This is a genomic window from Acinetobacter sp. 826659, assembly GCF_000588515.1.
In the GTDB taxonomy this organism is placed as follows: domain Bacteria; phylum Pseudomonadota; class Gammaproteobacteria; order Pseudomonadales; family Moraxellaceae; genus Acinetobacter; species Acinetobacter pittii.
Window position 1 is genome coordinate 61,061 of sequence record NZ_JFYD01000001.1, and the last position, 23,274, is coordinate 84,334.

At 40.5% G+C, this 23,274-nt stretch carries 21 protein-coding genes; 9 read left to right on the forward strand and 12 right to left on the reverse strand.

Features of this window, described 5'->3' with window-relative positions:
* Positions 1-9 precede the first annotated feature (9 nt).
* Positions 10-1,008, reverse strand: a complete 999-nt coding sequence (gene araD1, locus J663_RS00300) for an AraD1 family protein (protein WP_033847159.1) — start codon at positions 1,006-1,008, stop codon at positions 10-12.
* 10 nt (positions 1,009-1,018) lie between these two features.
* Positions 1,019-2,323: a multidrug efflux MFS transporter AbaQ gene (gene abaQ, locus J663_RS00305; RefSeq protein ID WP_032047606.1), complete on the reverse strand. Its 1,305-nt coding sequence runs from the start codon at positions 2,321-2,323 to the stop codon at positions 1,019-1,021.
* Positions 2,324-2,492: 169 nt separating this feature from the next.
* Between abaQ and J663_RS00310 the strand changes: the two genes are divergently transcribed.
* Both J663_RS00310 and J663_RS00315 read left to right on the forward strand, forming a co-directional pair.
* Positions 2,493-4,226 carry an IlvD/Edd family dehydratase gene (locus tag J663_RS00310; RefSeq protein ID WP_033847160.1) on the forward strand — a complete coding sequence of 578 codons (1,734 nt, stop codon included), beginning with the start codon at positions 2,493-2,495 and terminating at the stop codon, positions 4,224-4,226.
* An 83-nt stretch (positions 4,227-4,309) separates the two neighbouring features.
* Positions 4,310-5,026: a FadR/GntR family transcriptional regulator gene (locus tag J663_RS00315; protein ID WP_033847161.1), complete on the forward strand. Its 717-nt coding sequence runs from the start codon at positions 4,310-4,312 to the stop codon at positions 5,024-5,026.
* A 68-nt stretch (positions 5,027-5,094) separates the two neighbouring features.
* On the opposite strand, the gene J663_RS00320 is transcribed toward J663_RS00315, so the two are convergent.
* Together J663_RS00320 and J663_RS00325 are read right to left on the reverse strand one after the other, a co-directional pair.
* Positions 5,095-5,889, reverse strand: coding sequence for a TorF family putative porin (locus J663_RS00320; protein ID WP_033847162.1), 795 nt, complete (start codon positions 5,887-5,889; stop codon positions 5,095-5,097).
* Between the two features lie 80 nt (positions 5,890-5,969).
* A complete protein-coding gene (locus tag J663_RS00325; RefSeq protein ID WP_017386078.1) occupies positions 5,970-6,884 on the reverse strand; it encodes a LysR family transcriptional regulator in 915 nt (304 codons plus the stop codon).
* A gap of 100 nt (positions 6,885-6,984) precedes the next feature.
* Between J663_RS00325 and J663_RS00330 the strand changes: the two genes are divergently transcribed.
* From J663_RS00330 to pcaD, 7 genes are all read left to right on the forward strand, one after another.
* The gene (locus J663_RS00330) at positions 6,985-8,091 is read left to right on the forward strand and encodes a muconate/chloromuconate family cycloisomerase (protein ID WP_025465977.1); all 1,107 of its coding nucleotides are present in this window, start codon (positions 6,985-6,987) and stop codon (positions 8,089-8,091) included.
* Positions 8,092-8,114: 23 nt separating this feature from the next.
* Positions 8,115-8,405, forward strand: coding sequence for a muconolactone Delta-isomerase (gene catC, locus J663_RS00335; protein WP_017386076.1), 291 nt, complete (start codon positions 8,115-8,117; stop codon positions 8,403-8,405).
* A gap of 160 nt (positions 8,406-8,565) precedes the next feature.
* Positions 8,566-9,486, forward strand: coding sequence for a catechol 1,2-dioxygenase (gene catA / locus J663_RS00340; RefSeq protein ID WP_001081620.1), 921 nt, complete (start codon positions 8,566-8,568; stop codon positions 9,484-9,486).
* Positions 9,487-9,620: 134 nt separating this feature from the next.
* On the forward strand, positions 9,621-10,292 hold the full coding sequence (locus J663_RS00345) for a 3-oxoacid CoA-transferase subunit A (RefSeq protein ID WP_017386040.1): 672 nt from the start codon (positions 9,621-9,623) through the stop codon (positions 10,290-10,292).
* Positions 10,293-10,310: 18 nt separating this feature from the next.
* Positions 10,311-10,964 (forward strand): 3-oxoacid CoA-transferase subunit B, encoded by a 654-nt coding sequence (locus J663_RS00350; RefSeq protein WP_032003739.1) that lies wholly within the window; start codon positions 10,311-10,313, stop codon positions 10,962-10,964.
* A gap of 495 nt (positions 10,965-11,459) precedes the next feature.
* Positions 11,460-12,674, forward strand: a complete 1,215-nt coding sequence (gene pcaF, locus J663_RS00355) for a 3-oxoadipyl-CoA thiolase (protein WP_033847164.1) — start codon at positions 11,460-11,462, stop codon at positions 12,672-12,674.
* 10 nt (positions 12,675-12,684) lie between these two features.
* Positions 12,685-13,464: a 3-oxoadipate enol-lactonase gene (gene pcaD, locus J663_RS00360; RefSeq protein WP_033847166.1), complete on the forward strand. Its 780-nt coding sequence runs from the start codon at positions 12,685-12,687 to the stop codon at positions 13,462-13,464.
* A 58-nt stretch (positions 13,465-13,522) separates the two neighbouring features.
* On the opposite strand, the gene J663_RS00365 is transcribed toward pcaD, so the two are convergent.
* The 8 genes from J663_RS00365 to J663_RS00400 all read right to left on the reverse strand — a co-directional run bounded on the left by J663_RS00365 (position 13,523) and on the right by J663_RS00400 (position 23,267).
* Positions 13,523-15,010, reverse strand: a complete 1,488-nt coding sequence (locus J663_RS00365) for an NAD-dependent phenylacetaldehyde dehydrogenase (protein ID WP_033847168.1) — start codon at positions 15,008-15,010, stop codon at positions 13,523-13,525.
* Between the two features lie 34 nt (positions 15,011-15,044).
* Positions 15,045-16,262, reverse strand: coding sequence for a hypothetical protein (locus J663_RS00370; RefSeq protein WP_081404588.1), 1,218 nt, complete (start codon positions 16,260-16,262; stop codon positions 15,045-15,047).
* A gap of 143 nt (positions 16,263-16,405) precedes the next feature.
* On the reverse strand, positions 16,406-18,721 hold the full coding sequence (gene tynA, locus J663_RS00375) for a primary-amine oxidase (RefSeq protein ID WP_081404551.1): 2,316 nt from the start codon (positions 18,719-18,721) through the stop codon (positions 16,406-16,408).
* 209 nt (positions 18,722-18,930) lie between these two features.
* Positions 18,931-19,845 (reverse strand): transcriptional regulator FeaR, encoded by a 915-nt coding sequence (gene feaR, locus J663_RS00380; protein WP_001077875.1) that lies wholly within the window; start codon positions 19,843-19,845, stop codon positions 18,931-18,933.
* Positions 19,846-20,043: 198 nt separating this feature from the next.
* Complete coding sequence (locus tag J663_RS00385; protein WP_080592267.1) at positions 20,044-21,000, reverse strand: p-hydroxyphenylacetate 3-hydroxylase reductase component; 957 nt, start codon at positions 20,998-21,000, stop codon at positions 20,044-20,046.
* Positions 21,001-21,045: 45 nt separating this feature from the next.
* Positions 21,046-21,999 carry a PDR/VanB family oxidoreductase gene (locus tag J663_RS00390; RefSeq protein WP_033847175.1) on the reverse strand — a complete coding sequence of 318 codons (954 nt, stop codon included), beginning with the start codon at positions 21,997-21,999 and terminating at the stop codon, positions 21,046-21,048.
* A 34-nt stretch (positions 22,000-22,033) separates the two neighbouring features.
* The gene (locus J663_RS00395) at positions 22,034-22,771 is read right to left on the reverse strand and encodes an SDR family NAD(P)-dependent oxidoreductase (RefSeq protein WP_005069114.1); all 738 of its coding nucleotides are present in this window, start codon (positions 22,769-22,771) and stop codon (positions 22,034-22,036) included.
* Positions 22,772-22,781: 10 nt separating this feature from the next.
* Positions 22,782-23,267: an aromatic-ring-hydroxylating dioxygenase subunit beta gene (locus tag J663_RS00400; RefSeq protein WP_033847176.1), complete on the reverse strand. Its 486-nt coding sequence runs from the start codon at positions 23,265-23,267 to the stop codon at positions 22,782-22,784.
* Between the last annotated feature and the right edge of the window lie 7 nt (positions 23,268-23,274).

A 23,274-nucleotide genomic window follows, 5' to 3' on the forward strand; every position in this document is an offset into this window, starting at 1 on the left:
TTATATTCCTTAGAGAGTAATAACTGAACCGATCGGTAATTCGGGTTGCATATGAGCAAGTTTGTTTTTGAGTGGATGGCCGAACTCTTTCATTTCAATTTCAAACTCATCGTTGACTTGCGCTTGAATACCATCGGCAAAAGATAGAGTCGCTGTACCGAAATAATGGATATGAACATCCCCTGCTTTTAAGAATTGTTGATACTTAAAGTGGTGATATTCCAGATTTGCCAAGCTATGACACATATTGTCTTCACCCGACAAAAATTCTTTTTCCCAAATAATTTGTCCATCACGGCGCAAGCGGCTGGTTCCGACTAAATGTTTTGGTAATTCACCTGTCCGTAAAGCTGGACCAAAACTACAAAAACGTAATTTTGAATGAGCCAGATATAAATAGTTACGACGCTCCATTACGTGATCAGAATATTCATTGCCTAGCGCAAACCCGATTCGGTAAGGTTTTAAATCTTCTCCAATCACATAGAGGCCTGCGATTTCAGGTTCTTCGCCGCCGTCTTCAGCAAATGGGGGTAAAGGTAATTCAGCTCCCGGTCTTACCACAATTGAACCATCGCCTTTATAAAACCATTCCGGTTGCGCACCGATCTGACCTTCTGCTGGACGCCCCTTTTGTAGCCCCCATTGAAATATTCGCATAGTGTCGGTCACCGAGTTGTCATCACTTAAATTTTGTTGATGCATTTTGTCGCGTGCAGATGCAGAACCTAAATGGGTTAAACCTGTACCGGAAATTAAACAATGCGTTGGATCTGGATGGTCTAAAGGCGGCAGTACCTTTAAATCTGCTAATAAAGATGAATAATCATAAGTTTCGGACTCAAACCCTAACGCCTCAACTTGTTGTTCCAGTGAAACTTTATTGCGGATTGCTAAAAGTGCTAAATCACGAACCGATCGAATACCTTTAACCGGATATACCATGTTGCCTTCTACTTTCGCGACGGCACGTTGATTTGCACGATTTTCAAATTGAATAATTTGCATGTTTTATTCCTTACAAAGGCTTTTGAATATTCACTGTTTGTGTTTTTTGACGTTCGAGCTTGGCATAGACGATGTAAGTCAGAATCAAGCCAAAAAGCATGACGATAGATAAGAAATACAAACCAGCAGCCATATTTCCCGTGTATTCTTTTAAAAGTCCGATCCCAAATGGACCGACATAACCACCTAAATTTCCAACGGAGTTAATTAAGGCAATACCAGCCGCTGCACTTGCACCCGTTAAGAAACGACCCGGTAATGTCCAAAACACGGCAGTCGATGAAAATAGACAGAACGCAACTACAGCCAAAGCTGCCAACTGCATAACTGGAGAATTTAGCCAACCGCTTAAAAACATTGCACAAGCACCTAGTGCATACAGAAAACTTAAGTGTCCGTAACGATCGTTCAGGCGGTCAGTACTACGCGGAATAATGAGAAGTCCAATAATTCCAAAAATATAGGGAATGCTAGATAAGAACCCAATTTGAATATCACTACCTCCGCCAAATTGCTTAATAATGGTAGGAAGCCAGAGATTTAAACCATAAATACTTAACGTTACCGGTAAATAGTAGAGTGCTAATAAAAGTACGCGTTTGTCTTTTAAAGCATGTAGTGGATTGGCATGTCGGGTTTGGTCATATTCGGCTTCATCTTTAACGAGTTCATTTTTAAGCCATTGTTTTTGTTCAATGCTTAACCATTTTACTTTATCAATGTTATCGGGCAGCCACAAAAATGTAGGTAAAGCCAATAAAACCGCGGGCAAGCCAACTGCAACAAACAACCATTGCCAGCCGTGCAAATTCGCAATGCCATCCATTCCAAGTAATAGACCAGCTAAAGGCCCTGCGATCATCATGGCAATCGGTTGTGAAAGCACAAACATTCCCATGATTTTTCCGCGATGTCGCACCGGATACCACTGTGTAATTAGGTATAAAACACCAGAAAAAAACCCCGCCTCTGCTACACCGAGTAAAAACCTTAAGAGATAAAAACTTTTAGGGCCTTGAATAAGCGCCATGGCCATGGTGATGAGGCCCCATGTTAATAAAATGCGGGTAAACCATTTACGAGCACCAAATTTGTCTAAAAGCAAATTACTTGGAACTTCAAAAAGAAAATATCCAATAAAAAATAAGCCAGCTCCTAGACCATAGGCAGCATCACCAATTCCTACATCGGCACCCATATGCAGATGGGCAAACCCGACAGCGGCCCGATCAATGTATGCCACCAGATATAGTATGACTAATGCAGGTATCAGCTTAAACGTGACCGTCCGTATTACATCCTTTTCGAAATCCATGTTCGACTCCATTTCCTATTATTTACTTATAGAGCATCTTGCTCGTAAATTATCCTTTCAATTTAAAATATAGTAATACTATTTAAATTTCAAACCTTTTAAAAATAAAATTTATGGTGTATTTTTAATTTAATCAATTCTAATAGTAATACTATATAGGGAAATTTGTATGAATAACAAACAAGTTCTTCGTTCGGCTGCTTGGTTTGGTACAACGGATAAAAATGGCTTTATGTATCGCAGCTGGATGAAGAACCAAGGAATTCCAGATCATGAGTTTCAAGGCAAGCCCATCATTGGGATTTGTAATACGTGGTCTGAACTCACCCCATGTAATGCGCATTTTCGAAAAATTGCCGAACACGTAAAAAAAGGAATTTTAGAAGCGGGCGGCTACCCTGTTGAGTTTCCAGTGTTTTCAAATGGTGAGTCGAATTTACGCCCTACCGCCATGTTTACCCGCAACTTAGCCAGTATGGATGTCGAAGAAGCGATTCGTGGTAACCCTATTGACGGTGTGGTGTTACTGACAGGCTGTGACAAAACCACCCCTGCCTTATTAATGGGTGCCGCAAGCTGTGATATTCCAGCCATTGTAGTAACAGGTGGCCCCATGCTTAACGGTAAACACAAAGGTAAAGACATTGGTGCGGGCACCATCGTTTGGCAAATGCATGAAGAGTTAAAAGCAGGAAAAATTGATTTAAATGAATTTCTGTCTGCCGAATCTGGTATGTCACGCTCAGCTGGTACATGTAATACCATGGGCACCGCTTCTACAATGGCGTGTATGGCTGAAGCCCTAGGCACTTCTTTACCACACAATGCAGCCATTCCAGCGGTAGATTCGCGCCGTTATGTGTTGGCTCATCTTTCTGGCATGCGTATTGTTGACATGGTTCATGAAGATTTACGCCTTTCTAAAATCTTAACCAAAGAAGCTTTCGAAAATGCCATTAAAATCAATGCAGCTATTGGTGGTTCAACCAATGCCGTAATTCATTTAAAAGCAATTGCCGGACGTATTGGGGTTGATTTACAACTCGATGACTGGAACCGTGTCGGCCGTGGCATGCCAACCATTGTCGACTTACAGCCTTCGGGTCGTTTTTTAATGGAAGAGTTCTATTATAGTGGTGGCTTCCCTGCCGTAATTCGCCGTATGGGCGAAGCCAATCTTTTGCCACATCCACAGGCTTTAACCGTAAATGGTCAAGCCATTTGGGAAAATTGCCAGCAATCACCTATTTATAACGATGAAGTGATTCGAAAAATAGATAATCCAATTCGACAAGATGGCGGTATGTGTATTTTGCGCGGTAATTTAGCCCCTAAAGGTGCGGTGCTTAAACCATCTGCTGCCACACCTGAACTAATGAAACACCGTGGTCGTGCAGTCGTATTTGAAAACTTTGATGATTATAAAACCCGCATTAATGATCCAGAGCTTGATGTCGATGAAACTTGTATTCTTGTGATGAAAAATGCCGGCCCTAAAGGCTATCCCGGCATGGCCGAGGTTGGAAATATGGGATTGCCTCCAAAGGTTTTAGCCAAAGGCATTACCGACATGGTTCGTATTTCCGACGCACGTATGAGTGGAACAGCGTATGGCACCGTAGTTTTACATGTTGCCCCTGAAGCCATGGCGGGCGGACCTTTAGCTGTAGTTCAAAATGGTGACTTTATCGAACTTGATGCCTATGCAGGTAAACTCCACCTAGAAGTGAGTGATGAAGAACTTAAGCAACGTCTTGAAAATTTAGCACCACCAGCTCCACCAAGTTTTATTGGCGGTTACCGCAAACTCTATGTAGAACATGTTTTAAAAGCCGATGAAGGCTGTGATTTTGATTTCTTGGTCGGTTGCCGTGGCTCAGAAGTTCCACGTCATTCTCATTAATATTTATTCTTGAAAAAGATGATCTTGTTAAAACACAAGGTCATCTATACCATAGGATATTCAACATGTCGTAATAGTGAAATATGAGTAAAGCTGACTATAAAAATCCTATTCCAAGCAAAAGCCAACATGCATTGATTGTTCAACAATTGGGATTAAAAATTGTTTCTGGAGAAATTTCAGAAAATGAAAAACTCCCAAGTGAAGTTGATTTATGTGAGGAATATAAAGTCAGCCGTCCTGTCTTTCGCGAAGCAATTCGTGTTTTAAACGCGAAAGGCTTAACTTACTCAAGACCAAAAATCGGAACGGTGGTTAGACCTAAAGACGAATGGCATTTACTCGATCCGGATGTATTGTTTTGGCTAATTCAAACCACGCCTGAACACGAATTTTTTAAAACACTTTCTACTGTACGACGCGTTTTGGAACCAGAGCTTGCTTACATTGCGGCAAGTACGGCCAACGAAGAAGATATTGAACGTATTAAACATGCCTATGATGGGATGGAAAAAGCGACAACCGTTGAAGAGTTTATAGAGCCAGATATTCAATTTCATTTGGCAATTGCCAAAGCAACCCATAATGACTTATTGACTTATATGTCAAAAATGCTGGTTTTACCTTTACAACAATCCATTCAAGTCACCAGTCTGCGCCCAAATTTACAAGGCCATTCACTACCTAGACATAAAGCGATTTTAACAGCAATTGAAAATAAAGATCCGCTCTCTGCTCGCCATGCTTCACTTGTTCAGCTTGACGACACCAAAATGGCTTACGATTTAATTAAAAAATAATTTTTATATATTTTCTATTTAAAGCCTGATCACTCCAAATAAAGTCATCAGGCTTTTTTATTTATAAATTAGAATACCTTTTTAACTGAGACAGTAAATGTCGAATCAATCGGATTTGAAATTGGCGCGTCTGGTTCACCATTACTATACTTTTTATAAAACCCATCTTTATCCCAAGCTTTGGTATAGGCTAGTCCTGTAGTCCAACCCTCACCTAAATCTTTAATCAGCTCGACTTTCATATCTTGAAAGTTAGCTTTCGAGAAATTTTTAATTCTTTCATAGCCATAGTGAGCACCAAAAGTCCAAGACTCATTAATAGGCTGAGTAAAAGTTAAATCTAAATAAGTTGTTCCTCGTGAACGTTTACCCTCAGGTCCCTCCGTCGTATCTGAGTTATAGCCTGCATAATCTGGGGTATAGGTAATATAATATTTAAGAGTCAAAGGCCCATAACCAATTTGAGGCACAATTTCGCCATAGTTATAGCTTGTATTCCCCGTTTCAGGCGTACTTTCAGCTCCCGGATAGTAGTAATAAAAAACCGTCATTCCAGCCGAAAACTTATCAAAAGTTTTTATATAACCTGTGTAAAAATCCCACTCAACTGAAGCATTTCGAAGATAGTTAGAACTTACATTTGAAGCCCAAGTCCCCACAAATAATCCATTCGGATTTGCATAATCTAGACCAATTTGTAAAGCAGGCTTGCCCCAAGTTTGTTGAAAACCACGTGAAATATATTGACTTGCGAAGGTTACATTAGCACTGTATGGAGAAATTTGTTCTTGTTCGTTTACTTGTTCAGCATATACAACACCAGTAGACATAATAAGAGAAGCTATCCCTAAAATTTTTCTCATCTAATAATCCTTTTAAATATTACCTATAGGTTTAAAGTTTTAAAATAACATGATAATTCAATTTAAAACGTATTAAAAAGTTATAAATTTAAATTTCTGGATACTTCTTCTTCGCTATAGATCTCTTCAATACAATCTAAGATTTTAGGAATATATGAACTTTGGTCCATATTGCGCATCGATAGAGAAATGGGACTATAAGCTTCTAAATCTAAGATATTTAAATAAGTTAGATTCTTCATACCAATATCACAGGCGCTTTCTGGAATAATACAAATACCCTCTCCAGATGCCACTAAGCCAAGAGCCATATGAATTTCGCGGACTTCAGTCAGTTTGGCAGGAACAAGACCTAATTTGGTAAATAAAGCTTGAATAGTAGTCGAAAAATTCGGCTTAGGTGTTGTGGGATAAGAAAAAATTGTCTCATTGATAATTTGAGATAAATAAATTCCTGATTCTTGGAACTCACTTAAAGGATGTTTTTTATGAATCGCGAGTTTTAATTTTTCTTTTCGAAGTAGAAGTCGCTTAATGGCTGGATCACTAATGGGTAAACGACCAAAACCTAAATCGATTTTGCCTAACTTTAAAGCTTCGACCTGATCTCGTGTACCACATTCAATAAGCTCGACATGAATATCTGGATTTTTTTGTCTAAATAGATAAATGACCTGCGGTAATCGCCCATAAAGAAGCGAACTCACATAGCCAACTTTAACAACATTCTCGACCAGCTTCATTTTTTTAGCCATAGAAGCTGCTTGAGCCGTATGCGTTAGAATTTGTACTGCATGTTGGTAAAAAAACAGCCCAGCTTCTGTCACTTTTAATGGACGTGAGCCTTTCACAAACAGATCAATTCCTAACTCTTCCTCTAATTTCTTGATTTGACGCGTGAGTGGTGGTTGAGCAATAAAAAGCTTCTCAGCGGCTTTAGTCAGACTTTGTTCTTCAACAACGGTAACAAAATAACGTAGATGTCTTAATTCCATTAATATACCTTTTTAGTATCTTAAAATACCGTTCTATATCTATTTTAGGCTATTACATTCTTCTATGGTATGTAAACAAGTTCGTAATAGTTGAAACTTCATGTATAGAACCATAGAAACCATACTTGTGGATATTCCAACTATCCGTCCTCACCAGTTGTCTGTGACTACCATGCGTACTCAGACTTTGGTACTCGTTAAAATTACGACCACGGATGGTATTGTAGGTTGGGGTGAAGCGACCACCATTGGTGGACTGAACTATGGTGAAGAAAGTCCTGAAAGTGTCAAAGCCAATATTGATACTTACTTTGCACCATTACTCGCATCAGTTAAAGATTTAAATGTGGCTCAAACACTAAAACTGATTCGTAAGAATATTAATGGTAACCGTTTCGCGAAATGTGCCATTCAGACTGCTCTACTTGATATTCAGGCAAAACGTTTAGGCGTGCCATTAAGTGAAGTTTTAGGTGGCCGTCTGCGTAATAGTTTACCTGTACTTTGGACGCTCGCGTCTGGTGACACAGAAAAAGATATTGCTGAAGCTCGAAAAATGATTGAGTTAAAACGTCATAACACGTTCAAACTCAAAATTGGTTCACGCCCTTTGCAACACGATGTTGATCATGTAATTGCAATTAAAAAAGCACTCGGTGCAGATATTAGTGTACGCGTTGACGTAAATCGTGCATGGTCAGAGCTGGAATGTATTCAAGGTATTCAACAGCTACAAGATGGCGGGATTGATTTAATTGAACAGCCTTGTGCTATTCAAAATACTGAAGCACTTGCTCGCCTCACCCATCGTTTTGATGTCGCAATCATGGCGGATGAAGCTTTAACTGGTCCTGACAGCGCATATCGTATTGCAAAAAGTCATGGTGCAGATGTATTTGCGGTGAAGATTGAACAATCTGGTGGTCTGATCGAAGCGTGTGAAGTTGCCAAGGTTGCAGGTTTGGCTGGAATTGATCTTTATGGCGGCACTATGCTTGAAGGCCCTGTAGGTAGCATGGCTTCTGCTCATGCGTTTGCAACCTTTGAAACATTAGCGTTTGGTACTGAATTATTTGGTCCGTTATTGCTTACCGAAGAAATTCTGAAAGAACCGCTACGTTACGAAAACTTTGAATTGCACTTGCCAACGGCTCCCGGCTTAGGCATTGAAATTGATGAAGATAAAGTCGAGAAGTTACGTCGTTAAGGCAACAGGATAAGGAGTTTCCCATGTTATTTCATGTACGTATGGATGTGCATATTCCACTTGATATGCCAGCCGACAAAGCAAATGAAATTAAGGCTGTTGAAAAAGCCTATTCGCAAGAATTACAGCGTCAAGGCAAATGGCGTCATATCTGGCGTATTACAGGTCAGTACTCGAACATCAGTATTTTTGATGTCGAGAGCAATGAAGAATTGCACAATATTTTACAGGGTTTACCTCTCTATCCTTACATGAACATCGAAGTTATGGCACTTAATCGCCACCCTTCTTCTGTTCGTGATGATGATTCGTAAACCAAAAGAATTTTTTAAATGTGATCTCTGAAGTCCATTTAAAAACCAAGCAGATTATTCAGAAGGTAACAAGGAACGTGGCGGCACTTATTCGCTAGCAAAACAAAATGCCCGCAGCGTTGCCACCCAAAACCGTATTGCATACTTAAGGAGTTTTAGTATGAACCGTCAACAAATTGATGCGCTTGTAAAACAAATGAATGTCGACACTGCAAAAGGTGAAGTTGATGCACGTGTTCAACAAATTGTAGTGCGCCTTCTCGGGGATTTATTTCAAGCCATTGAAGATTTAGACATCCAACCTTCAGAAGTATGGAAAGGTTTGGAATATTTCACAGATGCTGGTCAAGCAAACGAACTTGGTCTTTTGGCAGCTGGCTTAGGTTTAGAGCACTATCTTGATTTACGTGCAGATGAAGCTGATGCCAAAGCTGGTGTTACGGGTGGCACACCACGTACCATCGAAGGCCCACTTTATGTAGCTGGCGCGCCTGAATCTGTTGGTTTTGCACGTATGGATGATGGTACAGAATCTGGCAAAATCGATACCTTAATTATTGAAGGTACCGTAACTGATACTGATGGCAATATCATTGAAAATGCCAAAGTTGAAGTATGGCATGCCAACAGTTTGGGTAACTACTCATTCTTTGATAAGTCTCAATCTGACTTCAACTTACGCCGTAGTATTTTGACTGATGCTGATGGTAAATATGTCGCATTAACGACGATGCCTGTAGGTTATGGTTGCCCGCCAGAAGGTACAACTCAGGCCCTTCTTAACAAATTAGGCCGTCATGGTAATCGTCCATCTCATGTTCACTACTTCGTTTCTGCACCGGGTTACCGCAAGCTTACAACTCAATTCAACATTGAGGGTGATGAGTACTTATGGGACGACTTTGCTTTCGCAACCCGTGACGGCTTAGTTGCAACAGCAGTTGATGTAACTGACCCAGCTGAAATTCAACGCCGTGGTTTAGATCACGCTTTCAAACACATCACATTTAACATCGAACTTGTTAAAGATGCCGCTGCTGCTCCTTCAACTGAAGTTGAACGTCGTCGCGCTAGTGCTTAATTGAAAGTATATGTGAGTTAAAAGTTCGCTTTTGACTCACAAAATTTATTCCATTTATTACTACCATTAAGAATTTAAATAAATTTTTAGCGGTAGTAATACATCACGTTACCTCATGCTCTAGGGTTTCTCACATGATTGACAAAAGTAAGTCCTCACTAAGCGAGGTTCTATCGCAGATTAAAGATGGTGCAACCATTCTGATTGGTGGTTTCGGTACCGCAGGACAACCCGCTGAACTCATTGATGGTCTTATTGAACTCGGTGTTAAAGATTTAACCATTGTCAGCAACAATGCCGGTAATGGCGATTATGGTCTGGCGAAACTGCTGAAAGCCGGTTCAGTTAAAAAAGTGATCTGTTCTTTCCCACGTCAGTCAGATTCTTATGTATTTGATGAACTGTACCGTGCCGGAAAGGTCGAGCTTGAAGTCGTGCCGCAAGGTAATCTGGCGTGTCGTATTCAGGCAGCTGGTATGGGCCTAGGTGCTGTGTTTACACCAACAGGCTTTGGGACACTTTTAGCTGAAGGTAAAGAAACCCGTGAGATTGATGGGAAAGATTATGTACTTGAATATCCGATCAAGGCTGACTTTGCCTTGATTAAAGCCTACAAAGGCGACCGTTGGGGCAATCTGGTTTACCGTAAATCTGCACGTAACTTTGGCCCAATTATGGCGATGGCTGCTGATGTCACTATTGCTCAGGTGTCTGAGGTCGTTGAATTAGGTGGATTAGACCCTGAGCACATTATCACCCCGGGTATCTTTGTACAGCATGTTGTACAAGTAGCGCCAGCACAGTAAGCAATAAGGAGAAATAACATGAGCTACCAGAAACTCAGCCGTGACCAGATTGCACAACGTGTGGCACAAGATATTCCCGATGGTGCCTATGTCAACTTGGGTATTGGCCTACCAACCAAGATTGCCAGCTACTTACCTGATGATAAAGATATTTTTCTTCATTCTGAAAATGGCCTGTTGGCTTTTGGCCCACCGCCAGCTGCAGGTGAAGAAGACCCTGAACTGATTAATGCGGGTAAAGAGTTTGTGACCATGCTTGAAGGCGGTAGCTTTTTTCACCATGGCGACTCGTTTGCGATGATGCGTGGTGGTCACCTTGATATTGCAGTACTCGGTGCATTTCAGGTTGCCGCCAATGGTGACTTGGCCAACTGGCACACGGGTGCACCGGATGCGATTCCTGCGGTGGGTGGTGCGATGGATTTGGCGGTTGGTGCCAAGAAAGTATTTATCACCACAGACCATGTGACCAAGCAAGGTGAGCCGAAGATTGTGGCTGAGCTGACTTATCCGGTTACGGGTAAGAAATGTGTGGATCGTATTTACACTGACCTATGTGTGATTGACGTGACTAAAGATGGTTTGAAGGTGATTGAGAAAGTGGAAGGTCTTAGCTTTGATGAGCTACAAGCTTTAACGGGTGCAACTCTGATTGATGCGACTCAAGGGTAAGGTTTACACAGCATAGCCAATGCTACTACGGTCATTGCCTGTAAATGATAGTGGTCTTCGAAAGCCCTTTGTATAGGCAATACCTTACTTTTTAAGGATAAAAAGTAACAAAAATCCTTTGTTACTCTGACACAACATCCCTGTTGTGCTGAGCAACGAGGCGACATCCGTGTCGCCATCGCGAAACACTGAATAGAACTCTTTGAATACGGTTCTTGCTTATTAATTTGGATTTTACCGTAATTCGCTATTGTGACAGGCGACATGGATGTCGCCCGTTGGACAGGGAGGCATGGAAGCCTCCTCTGTTCAACAAAGGTTTTTGGTTACTTTTTTAAAAAAGTGACAAGAATTAGCTACTGGCATTTGACTCAACACGATAAGACTCTGTCATGACTACTTTTAACTTAGTAACCATGATGATCGCCAGCAAAATCTGGAAAAGTCTAACAATGTGGCAATGACAGCAACAGATTTCAAAATGGAAATGTAAGAATGAAAAACGCTTATATCATCGATGCCATCCGTACCCCATTCGGCCGTTATGCCGGTGGCCTTGCACCTGTCCGTGCCGATGACCTTGGCGCTGTGCCGATTAAAGCTTTAATCCACCGTAACCCGAATGTAGATTGGGAACAGGTCGATGATGTGATTTATGGCTGTGCCAACCAAGCCGGTGAAGATAACCGTAACGTTGGCCGTATGTCAGCACTTCTTGCAGATTTACCGTATCAGGTTCCAGCAACCACCATTAACCGTTTGTGTGGTTCTTCACTCGATGCGATTGCCATTGCTGCCCGTGCTATTAAAGCCGGTGAAGCAAACTTGGTGATTGCAGGTGGTGTAGAAAGCATGAGCCGTGCACCCTATGTGATGGGTAAGTCAGACAGTGCTTTTGGCCGTAGCCAGAAGATTGAAGATACCACTATGGGGTGGCGTTTCATTAACCCGAAACTTAAAGAATTGTATGGTGTAGACACCATGCCCCAGACTGCCGAAAACGTGGCTGAACAGTTTAACGTGAATCGTGCAGATCAGGACCAGTTTGCCTTGGTGAGCCAACAACGCACCGCAAGCGCGCAAGCCAAAGGCTTTTTTTCTAAAGAAATCGTGGCAGTTGAAATCCCTCAGCGTAAGGGCGATGCTGTTGTGATTGATACCGATGAGCATCCTCGTGCATCGACCACACTTGAAGCTTTAAGCAAACTTAAGCCTGTGGTTAAAGCAGATGGTTCTGTGACTGCAGGAAATGCTTCAGGCATTAACGATGGTGCAGCCGCTCTGCTGATTGCATCTGATGAAGCGGTTCAGGCTTATAACCTCAAACCACGTGCCAAGATCATTGCTTCGACAGCAGTGGGTGTAGAACCACGCATTATGGGTTTTGCTCCAGCACCAGCGATTAAAAAATTACTAAAACAAGCCAATCTGACTTTAGATCAGATGGATGTAATTGAGCTGAATGAAGCTTTTGCTGCTCAGGCTTTGGCCGTCACCCGTGATTTAGGTTTGCCAGATGATTCTGACAAGGTAAATCCAAACGGTGGTGCCATTGCATTAGGTCATCCACTTGGTGCATCAGGTGCGCGTCTTGTGACTACAGCCTTGAACCAGCTTGAACAAACAGGTGGTCGTTATGCCTTGTGTTCAATGTGTATTGGCGTGGGCCAAGGCATTGCTTTGATTATTGAACGTGTTCAAGCACTTTAAGGAGAAACAAATGCCATCTTTTCAATCTGCTGATGCACAAATTAACTATCAAACTTTTGGTGAGCCATCTTCCCCTGCTCTGGTGTTTTCCAATTCTTTGGGCACTAACTATGGCATGTGGCAAAAACAGTTTAATGAATTAAAAAATCAATTTTTTGTGATCTGCTATGATACTCGTGGTCATGGTTCATCATCTTCACCTGACGGTCCATACATTGTAGAGCAATTAGGTGAAGATGTTGTTCGTTTACTAGATCATCTGAATATTACCAAAGCTGCCTTTTGCGGTATTTCTATGGGTGGTTTAACGGGTCAATGGCTTGCGATTCACTACCCTAACCGTTTTAGTCATGTGGTTGTGGCAAATACTGCCGCTAAAATTGGACAAGAACAGGTATGGTTTGATCGTGCAAAATTGGTACGTGAGCAAGGTTTACAACCAATCGCAGCTACAGCAGCTTCGCGATGGTTTACAGATCCCTTTATCCAAAGTCATGCTTCAATTGTCAACAACCTGTGTAACGACTTAAGTGCTGGCAGCGCAATGGGTTATGCCAATTGTTGTGAGGCTTTGGCTAAAGCGGATGTCCGTGAGCAGTTAAAAGACATCAAAATTCCTGTATTGGTGATTGCTGGAACTCAAGACCCTGTAACGACTGTTGCAGATGGTGAGTTTATGCAGCAACGCATTCCACAATCAAAACTTGCAGAAATAGATGCCTCTCATATTTCCAATGTAGAGCAACCAGAAGCTTTTAATAAAATCCTAAGGGATTTTTTATTAGGTTAATTTAATGATTCAAAAAAAAATGACCTATAAAGGCCATTTTTTTATATCTCGTAGAAACTTAATACCGAATCATCACCGATTTTAATTCGGTGTAATCTTCAATAAATGCATCTGAAAACTCTCTACCAATTCCTGAAGCTTTCACGCCGCCAAATGGAACTGAAGGATCTAAGAAAGTATGCATATTGACCCATAAGGTCCCTGCTTCAATTTTAGGAATTAAACGCAAAGCTTTCGATAAGTCATTTGTCCAAATACTTGCCGTTAAACCAAAGCGTGACTGATTCATCAGTTGAATGAGCTCTTCATCAGTGTCGAATGGCATTACCCCGACCACTGGACCAAAAGTTTCCTCAGAAAATAAAGGATCATCTGTATTTTTAAAGGAAATTAAAGTCGGCTGTACAAAATATCCTGTCTGATCTAGAGCCTCACCACCAGCAATAATCTGTTTGTTGGCTTTAGCCATATCTAAATAATGTTTTACTTTATTAAAATGTGGCTGATTAGAGAGTGGACCAAACATATTTCCCTCATCCATAGCCGATCCAATTTTAAACTGCGAAAGTGCTTTAGAAAGTTTTTCCACCAATTCATTATATTTTGTACGGTGTACAAAAAAACGCTCTGGGGATGCACAAACTTGCCCCTGATGCACAAAAGTTGCTTGTAGCAAAGTCGGTAATGTCTCATCGATATTTGCATCAGCCAAGATGGCTATGGCATTTTTACCACCCAGCTCCAGACTTACACGAGTTAAATCACTGCTCATCGCGAGCTTACCAATCGCAATGCCTGTTGGTACTGAACCTGTAAACGAGACTTTCTTAACGAGCGGCGACTCAATTAAATATTGTCCTGTATCGCCCTTACCTGTCACTACATTAATTACACCAGCTGGAATACCTGCCTCGATGGCAAGTTCAGCTAAACGCAATAAAGATAAACTGGCAAACTCACTTGGTTTAAGCACAATGGTACAACCAGTTGTTAAAGCTGAACCGATTTTCCATACACCAATCATCAGTGAAAAATTCCAAGGTACAATCCCTGCAACCACACCCACTGGTTGTCTTAAAGTAAAGGCTGTATATTTCTCACCTTGCATAGAAGGAATAGAGGGTTGCATGGTTTGACCATTAATTTTAGTTGCCCAACCTGCAAAATATCTTAAGAAAATAACAGATTGTGCGATTTCAAGATGTCTTGAAATATTGATAAGTTTTCCAGTAGACAACGTCTCGAGCTGTGCAAGCTCTTCCCCATATTGCTCAATTAAATCTGCCAACTTATTTAGTTTAACGCCACGTTCATACGGCGTAGTTTCAGCCCAAGCATTTTGAAAAGCATGTTCAGCACTTTTCACCGCACTTTCCACATCGTGTTGACTACCAATACTAATTTGAGCAACAACTTGTTCAGTCGATGGATTTACAATATCCACTTTATCTAAATGCTCGGCAGCAACTAATTTTCCATCAATAAAATGTCCATGTTGACGTGCCATAAATTGCTGCACGCTTTGTAAAATCTGAACTTCACTCATTTTTTATTTCTCTCAATTCATTTAAAAGGATTTATTAATAGATGTATTGCAGAATCAACTGCGCATAGACATTGGTTTTGTCATCGTAGTTTTGAGTACCGCCACTATGGATATCGTGTTTTGGTTTATAAAGTCCCACTAAAGGAATCACGTTGAATTTTTTATTAACTGACCAGACCGAAAAGACATCCAGCTCATGTCCATCTACATTAGTTAAAGACTTATTTACTGTTTTGAACTTATAGGCCAAAGCACCCAACATAAAATTTTCTTTCAAATTCATCATGTAAGAGACTTGATGAATGTCGGCATTTTTATTGAATGGTCCAGCATAGTTTCCGGCAACTTCACCCTGAAACCATGTACCAAAGCCGACCGTATTTCCATAAAACATAGGGTCGTATTGGTCTGAAAAATGACTAAAACGGTAGCCTAATGAAGGCGTATATTTTGAAGATAAAAAGTTATAGTTCAGCGCTAAGTAGCCAGCATTTTCTTGGCCATCTTTTTTATCTTGAACTACAAACTCAGTTTTAACTTGTATCTCTGGTAAAGGTTGATAATTAAAGCGTAAAGCATAATTTTTAAGGTCTTGTCGTCCTGAAACGTGTTCAGCATCTTCAAGGTCTAATACGTTTAAATAGGTAAACCCAACGCCCTTATCTTTAAGCTGATACATCAGATCAGTCACAAATAGTTCTGGGGAAAATTGTGCTTTATTATCTGACTTTAAATAAGCCAGCTTTAGCGTTGTATTCTCTTGCGGTTTATATTGAAGCAAACTTGTAAAATCAAAGCTTCGACGAGCTGCCAGATAATATGCGCCGCCCCGATCTAGTGTGCCATCCGCAGGCGCTTTTCCAAGGTTTAATGCATCACCCGCAATAAAGAACCCGTCACCAATCATGATATTTTGCCGACCAATACTTAAATCATAGGTCGTTAACTCATCTTTATTGGTGCCGTCTTTAAAACCAATGATCCATTCATTCACATCTGTTTTACGTTCTTTGCCATTACTATTTTGGCCTGCGTCACCATCACCAAATGTGGCCGAACTAATACCACTCAAACTTGCATAGAGCTGATTGTTTTTAAAGGTGTATTGTCCTTTAGCACCATATTTAAGATGGCCTTCTTGCCAATTGATTCTTTCATCATGTAGGTTTTCGCCGTTATAGCTTTTACCACTACTAAAAGCTCCAAAAGTTGCTTCAAATGTTGGCTTAATTTCTAGCTCACTAGCATGCACAGTTGAAAAAAATGAGACAAAGAAAGTCCCTCTCATAACCTGAGAAAATAAATTTTTCATTGAGAAATTCCTTTTTGCGAACGGTCTAACCGTGCTCAGATATGGGTAACTTATTCGTTACCCATCCTCGTTCATGTTTGTCTTTAGTGATGGTCGTGCTGCGTGCTTTGCTCTTCTTCACCCAAGTTTAAAGTCGGGGTGTTGTCAAAGAAGTTCCAAGGTTTGATTAGGGTATAAACCCATTCTGTCGGCATAATTGGCCATTCTTCAGCACGTGCCACATGGGTTGTGCCTGTTGTCATCCACACCACAAGGTCTTTATTTTCAATATTTTCGTTGTTACCAATGAACTGTCCTAACCCTGTATCATGAGTTGATCGATTTGAATATTTCCCTTCAGGATAGCGTTCGTCTGGATTGTATTGAGTCACCCAAATTTGCTTATCCATAAAGTTCAAACGTTTAAATAACCATTCATCTTTAGAAAAATTGGCTCCTTTCGCCACAGGGTGTGTTCCACCTGCAAAAGGAATGAGCTGGTAAGAAACCGGATTACCTAATTTATTTTCCTTATTGAAATTCGTGAGTAAGCGAATGGTAGATGGATCAAACTTTTCAGCTGCATTTTGCTCATTGGTAATGACTTTACTGTCAATTTGCATTGAACTTGTACGAACACCACCTTTGTCATTGGCTTTCACTACAGGGTCCATATGCATAAAGCTGTTATTTTCCCCATCTACGTCCATGTCTAAGCGGAAGTTATAGATGTGCTGATGCGTTGTACCCACAATATTATGGTCAATTAAAGTTCCATATTTGGTGTCTTCTTTGGCAGTATTGTCATGCATGGTGCGTGCTTTAACACCTTTAACAGCTTCAATACCCGTTGCACCCGCATTAATTCCAATTACACCATTTTGGGAAAATACCCAGTCAAACATGTAATCGTAGTTTCCAACTGTACTAATCCAGCGCACGACAAGTTCACGGCGTGCTTCACTCGCATCCTGATTGCCAAAAATTTCGTGATGTTTATATTCAGGTCCTGCATAACGTTCAAACACGGCAATGGCATTTGGAATCACTTGTGGCTGGCCTTTATAGTCTGCAATCACGGCATCAAGTAAAACTGCATTGTCGGGTGCATCTGTTCCCAGAATAATAGATGAGGTAAGTGTTCCCATACCATATTCGCCAGAATCCAAATAAGATTTGAAGTACCATCCAATATCAGGGTCACCATATGGAACTACCATTCCACCTAAGTTACCTTCATACATGACTTTACGCTTCACACCTTTATCTTTATAGGTCACTGTTGAAAGCTGTAAGCCAACACGAGAATCTAACGCCACATGCAAACACCAGTTGCCCCAATGTATGGTTTGACCGGTAATGCTAAAGTTCTTACCCTCAGGTTCAGTAATATTGAGTGGTTTTAACTTACTTGCTACGGGCTTATTCGACATATAAGGTCGATTTGCCATCGGCACAGGAATGATCGCACCTTCTTCAATCTTGATAATTTTTTCTTTATCTAAATCGACTACAGCAACTAAATTTTCAATTGGATGCGCCCAGTAGTTACCATCCCCAACATCGAGGTAAGCAACGACTTTTAATATATTGAGTTGTTTATCCAGACCATCTTTACCGCCAAAATATCCAACAGTTAGCGGAGTAGCGATCACTTTCTTCACATCGGTAATGCCGCGTTTGCGCAAAGCTTCCTGATATTCTTTACTCGTCTCAATTACGCGCTGTACGGCTTCAAAATTATCTAGAAGCACCATACCGTGAGTATCTTTAAGTACATTCCATTTTGTGACTTGTTGAGTATTAAGATTAACTTCACCTTCAATCGCTTGATTGCCCTTTAATAAAATAAATGAGGCAATACGATCTTCTTTAAAATCTTTATGATTAATAAAGTAATCCCAGACTTTGGCTTTTTCAGGTTCTTTAAGCTTTAACTCGGCAAAACGCATATTTTTATAGGCGTATTTCGAGCGATTAATCACATCAAATGTTTTTTTAATTTCGTCGGAATTTAAGCTATTGAGTGGATGAAACGTATTTTCAATTTTAAAAGTTTGATCTAACCCAGACTGGAAGACTTCATTAAAAAAATCTTTTCCAATAACAGGCTTACCATCCTTAATTAATAAAGGCACACTGAGTTTGAAAGGTTTGCCATTTATCAAAACCTGATCTGAATTAGGTTTAGCTCGAACCACCATAGAACCTTTGGTGATCATATAAGTATTGGTAAAATCATCTTTGACAACTTTAGCGCCTTGCTCACTCATGTTTTGATAAAGTGAGACCATGTCGGCCTTTCCACCATGAGCAAACGCTTGAGTATTAAGTCCCCAAAAGCTTGCAGCGATTGATAAGTTAAGTGCCAGTATTTTTTGTATGTCATTCAATAATCGTTGTTTACGCATTGGTTTCATCCTTTTCATCTATCCCTGAACTATCTGAATCAGACAGTTAAAATGCACTTTCCTGTGAGTGAAATTCATTAGATCAACTTAATAGTTTTATGGTTATTAAGCTTATCTAACCTGCTCTAATGAATTTAATTTCAACACAGTTACATAGGGCTAGCTTGTTCAAGAATGACGTCGAATTTGTCTAAAAATGACATTGAGAGATGAAAGATTTAAACCGGCATACCCTCTCTAAATTCTTTAGGAGAGATACCATATGTTTTTTTAAAGATCTTTGAAAAATGAGCGCCGTCCCAAAAACCCCATTTCAAGGCAATCTGGGTAATCGAACTCTGTTTGTTCTTTTTATCAAGCAAATCCGCTTTGACTTTTTCTAGGCGTTTGAGCTGTATATATTTGTTAATAGATAAATTTTCTTGAAGAAATAAACGGTAGAGATGACGTAGCGACACCCCAATATGCTCTGCAATTAATTTAGGGGTTAAATCTGGTTTTGCTAAGTTTTCTATAATATAACGCTCAGCTTTTTCCATTAGATTATTTGAGCTATTTATATTTTTATAATTGATTGTGGGTTTGATTAAGGCGATCAGCGCATCTTCAAAAGCATTGCCATCCTCGGTTGCGTACCAAAGTTTGATGTTTTCAGCAGACATATTTTTCAAAATATTCTTGAGTAAAAAACCACTCATATTTTGCGTAATGAGCTTTCCAAAATATTCGGTACTAATATTTTCTTTCAGTAATTTTTCACGCGACAGGTGCACTGAAATCTGGCTTACCAAACCTTGCGGGTACATCGAAATTGTTTCGACTGGGTCTACCAACACAATATCGCCTTCATTCAGGCTTAAGGTTTCATTTTTATATTCGAGCAACATTTTTCCCGAATACTGCAAAATCAAAAAACAAAAACGATTATTCACTCGATCGATTTCATCGGCTTTTCGGACAATTTTATTGGCATTGTTTTTGATAAAAGCAATTTCGGTATCGCCCAATAAAAAGCACTGAACTTCACCAATGAATAAATTACGGGTCCCGTCAAAATCGGTTTCAAAATTGCCGCACACACTTTTAATATGGTGCGTCCATGTGAGTAATGCATCGCTTACATATTGGTTCATCCCTTACCTCTCTATACATGTACCACTGCTCAAAATTTTGCGTTTGTGGTGGTGCACTGTCTTGGCTTATTTGCAATCTTGTTTTATTGATAAACAAATTGTGTGCCAAAAATTCCTTATCCTTGGAATTGTTTTGCTGATAGTCAGCTAGATGTAAAGAAGCTGATAAATCAATTTAATTTATCAGCTTAATGGGACTTATGCTACTCCTGCAAAGTCTCGCAGCATGGTAATAAAAATATCCTTTTGCTCCTCAGAATACTTTTTAAACACCTCATTTTGGTGGCTGTCGGCAATATCAAATAAATACTGCGCCGTTTGTTTACCTTTCTCGGTCAGTGCATATAAATTATCGTGATCGACCAATAATCCTTCAAATTTTAAGATTTCAGCCGACCTTTCAACTTCCTGCATTGGCATAGCAATATCACGCGGTAAATCTTCCTTACTTGAGGCAGTACCACTGGCTAAAACGAGCAACAGCCGTGATTCACTGGTCCGGAAACCAGAAGCCATTTGCTTAGGAATATAGTCGGTTTGATAAGCTTTAAAAGCACGGCTCATCAAATAGCAGACATTGTTATATAAGTGCCCATAATGTGTTTGGTCTACGCCGTTCTCTTCAGTTTGCTTAACTTGAAGGCTTGGATGCGGCATGACACAAGAATATGCACCTTGATGGTAAACCAGCGGGCTTCGACCTTGGTCATGGAAACGAACCACTTTACCAACAATAATCCAGTGGTCACCACCTTCAATCACTTGATAGCGTTCGCACTCAAACACCGCAGAACAATTTTCTAAAATGGGTGCACGTCCTGCGCCAAGTTGAAAATTTGTGTCGGCAAATTTATCAATATTGCGTCTCGAAAACTTATTAGATAGCTCAATTTGCGTACCCGATAAAATATTGACTGCAAAATGTGTCGCTTCTTCAAACACTGAAAAGCTTGAAGACTTTTTATCAATGCTCCACAAAATAAGTGGTGGATCGAGTGACACCGAATTAAAACTATTTGCGGTTACACCAACTTTCTCACCTTGTGCATTTTGTGCAGTAACAATGGTAACGCCTGTTGCAAAATTTCCTAATGCTCGTCGGAACTGTAGTGGATCGACCGTAAACTCATCTATTTGTTGTAATACATTCATCATCTTTCTCCTAAACCTTCTCTTACATCCATATAAATCGCGAGAGCATTAGATATCTAAAACTAGTCTCGGTGTTTTAGAGCGTGAACAGCACACTAATATTTGCTCATTGCTGGATTTTTCTTCATCAGTAAAATAAACATCTCGATGATCAGGTTCGCCTTCAATTACATCGCACATACAGGTTCCGCATACGCCTTGCTCACAAGACATTTCAATGTCGATGCCTTCTTTAGCCAAAGCCTGCAAAATGGTTTCACCAGCTTCAACCATAATGATTTTTCCGCTCCGCTCAGCCACCACCTCAAATGAATCTCCCGAGGTGTCAGTTTCAACTTGGAAATATTCTTTGTGGATTTGCTGCTCAGGAAAATCGTGAGTCGTGGCAAGGTTAATCACCCAGTCCATGAAACCGACTGGACCACAGGTGTAAATATGGCTCTCAAGGTCAATATCTTTGATGGCAGATTCAAAAAATGCTCTATGGCTTTCGCCTTCGGATTTAAAATGGAAAGTTGTGTATTGTGCTAACACACCATTTTTAATTTCATCAACAAAAGCACATTTTTCAGGGCTAGCCCCGCAGTAGTGAAGCTCGAACGATGCACCTTCGTGTGCAAGTTGATAGGCCATCGTGATTAACGGCGTAATCCCGATTCCACCGCCAATCAATACACTGTGTTTGGCTTTTAAAAGTGGAAATAAATTTTTTGGCTCACTGACCTGAATTTGCATGCCATCTTTAATTTCATCAAAAGCCGAGACTGAGCCACCACGTGATTCAGGGTCACGTAAAATTCCAAGGCGAAACTTTCCTTCGTCATTTGGATTTTGGCAAAGCGAATATTGGCGCACCATGCCATTTGGTAAGTGCACGTCAATATGCGCACCCGCTTCAACTTTTGGCAAGGTTGTAGAAGTTGCAGATTCAAATTCCATGACTGCAATATTTCCACCTTCCACATGGCGATTTTTAACGACAACATCATAAAGTGTAGTCATGATTTAACTCCCTTTTCATGCGTAAGCTCGTGGCTTAGCGCATGAATAAACCACCGTTAATATCCCATGTTGCACCAGTCACAAACCCCGCATTTGGACTCGCAAGCAACCCACAAGTTTCAGCAATAAAGTGCATACTTCCTAAGGATTTAACCGGAATATTCTGGATGAACTGTTCCATTTTTTCGTCTGGCACCACACTATGAACGATTGGTGATTCCATCGGTCCCGGTGCAACTGCATTAACCGTCACCCCTTTTGCCGCAAACTCTTTGGCAAAAATTTTGGTTAACGTCACAATCGCGCCTTTGGTTGCCGCATAGTGTGCACCTGTTGCAGTACCACCGTTTTGTCCTGCTAACGACGCCATATTAATGATGCGTCCATAGCCTTTTTTCGCCATATATTGGCCAATAATTTGGCAAGCCTGAAAGGTGCCGCGTTGGTTGACTTGGGTCACCCAATCAAAATCGGCTGCGGTAATTTCTAATACTGGCGTTGCTTTAGTGACGGTAGCATTATTAATTAACACATCAAGTTTAGAAAATTTCTCTTCAATCCATTGCACCGCTGCATGAAAATCTGCCTCAACTGAAATATCTAATTTCAAGGGAAACATATTTTGGGCATATTGACTTTGAGCCTTGGCATTTTCGGCTTTTTCAAGCGTACTTGCCGACAAAATCACTTGATGGCCTTGGCTCGCAAAATATTCAGCAATGACATTACCGAGTCCAGAAGCAGCACCTGTCACTAAAACAACTTGTTTCATGTTACCGCTCCTAAAGAATGTAGCTAATACCAGCTAAGGTATCGGTTGAGTTAACCAAGTTAATGATTTTACGGTTAATCTTAAAACCTGTAGCCGCATCACGAGTTAGATGGTAGGTAATATCAGCTGTGTAATGCTTGAGGTTTTCTTTACGGAATTCACGTAAGTTTTGAGCACAGCGTAAAACGATTTCATCATCTTGATCTTGAATCACTCGTACACGAGAAATGCTACGCACAGTATTTGCTTTAGGCGCGGTAGAAATCGCTTCACCATTTTCAAGACGCTGTACACGTAAAGTACGCATATGTTTATCGTCATAGGCATAATTTAAGTTGTTTTCGTAGTCAGTGAGATTTGGGTCAATTGGAATGATATAAACCCCTTTTTCATTCCATAAATTAAGCCATTCACGGTACTCGCTGTGGTCTAACATATCTGCCTCAGCCCAGATGAAAGCAGTGACTTCATTTAATAATTGCAGATTCATATTCATTGCTCTC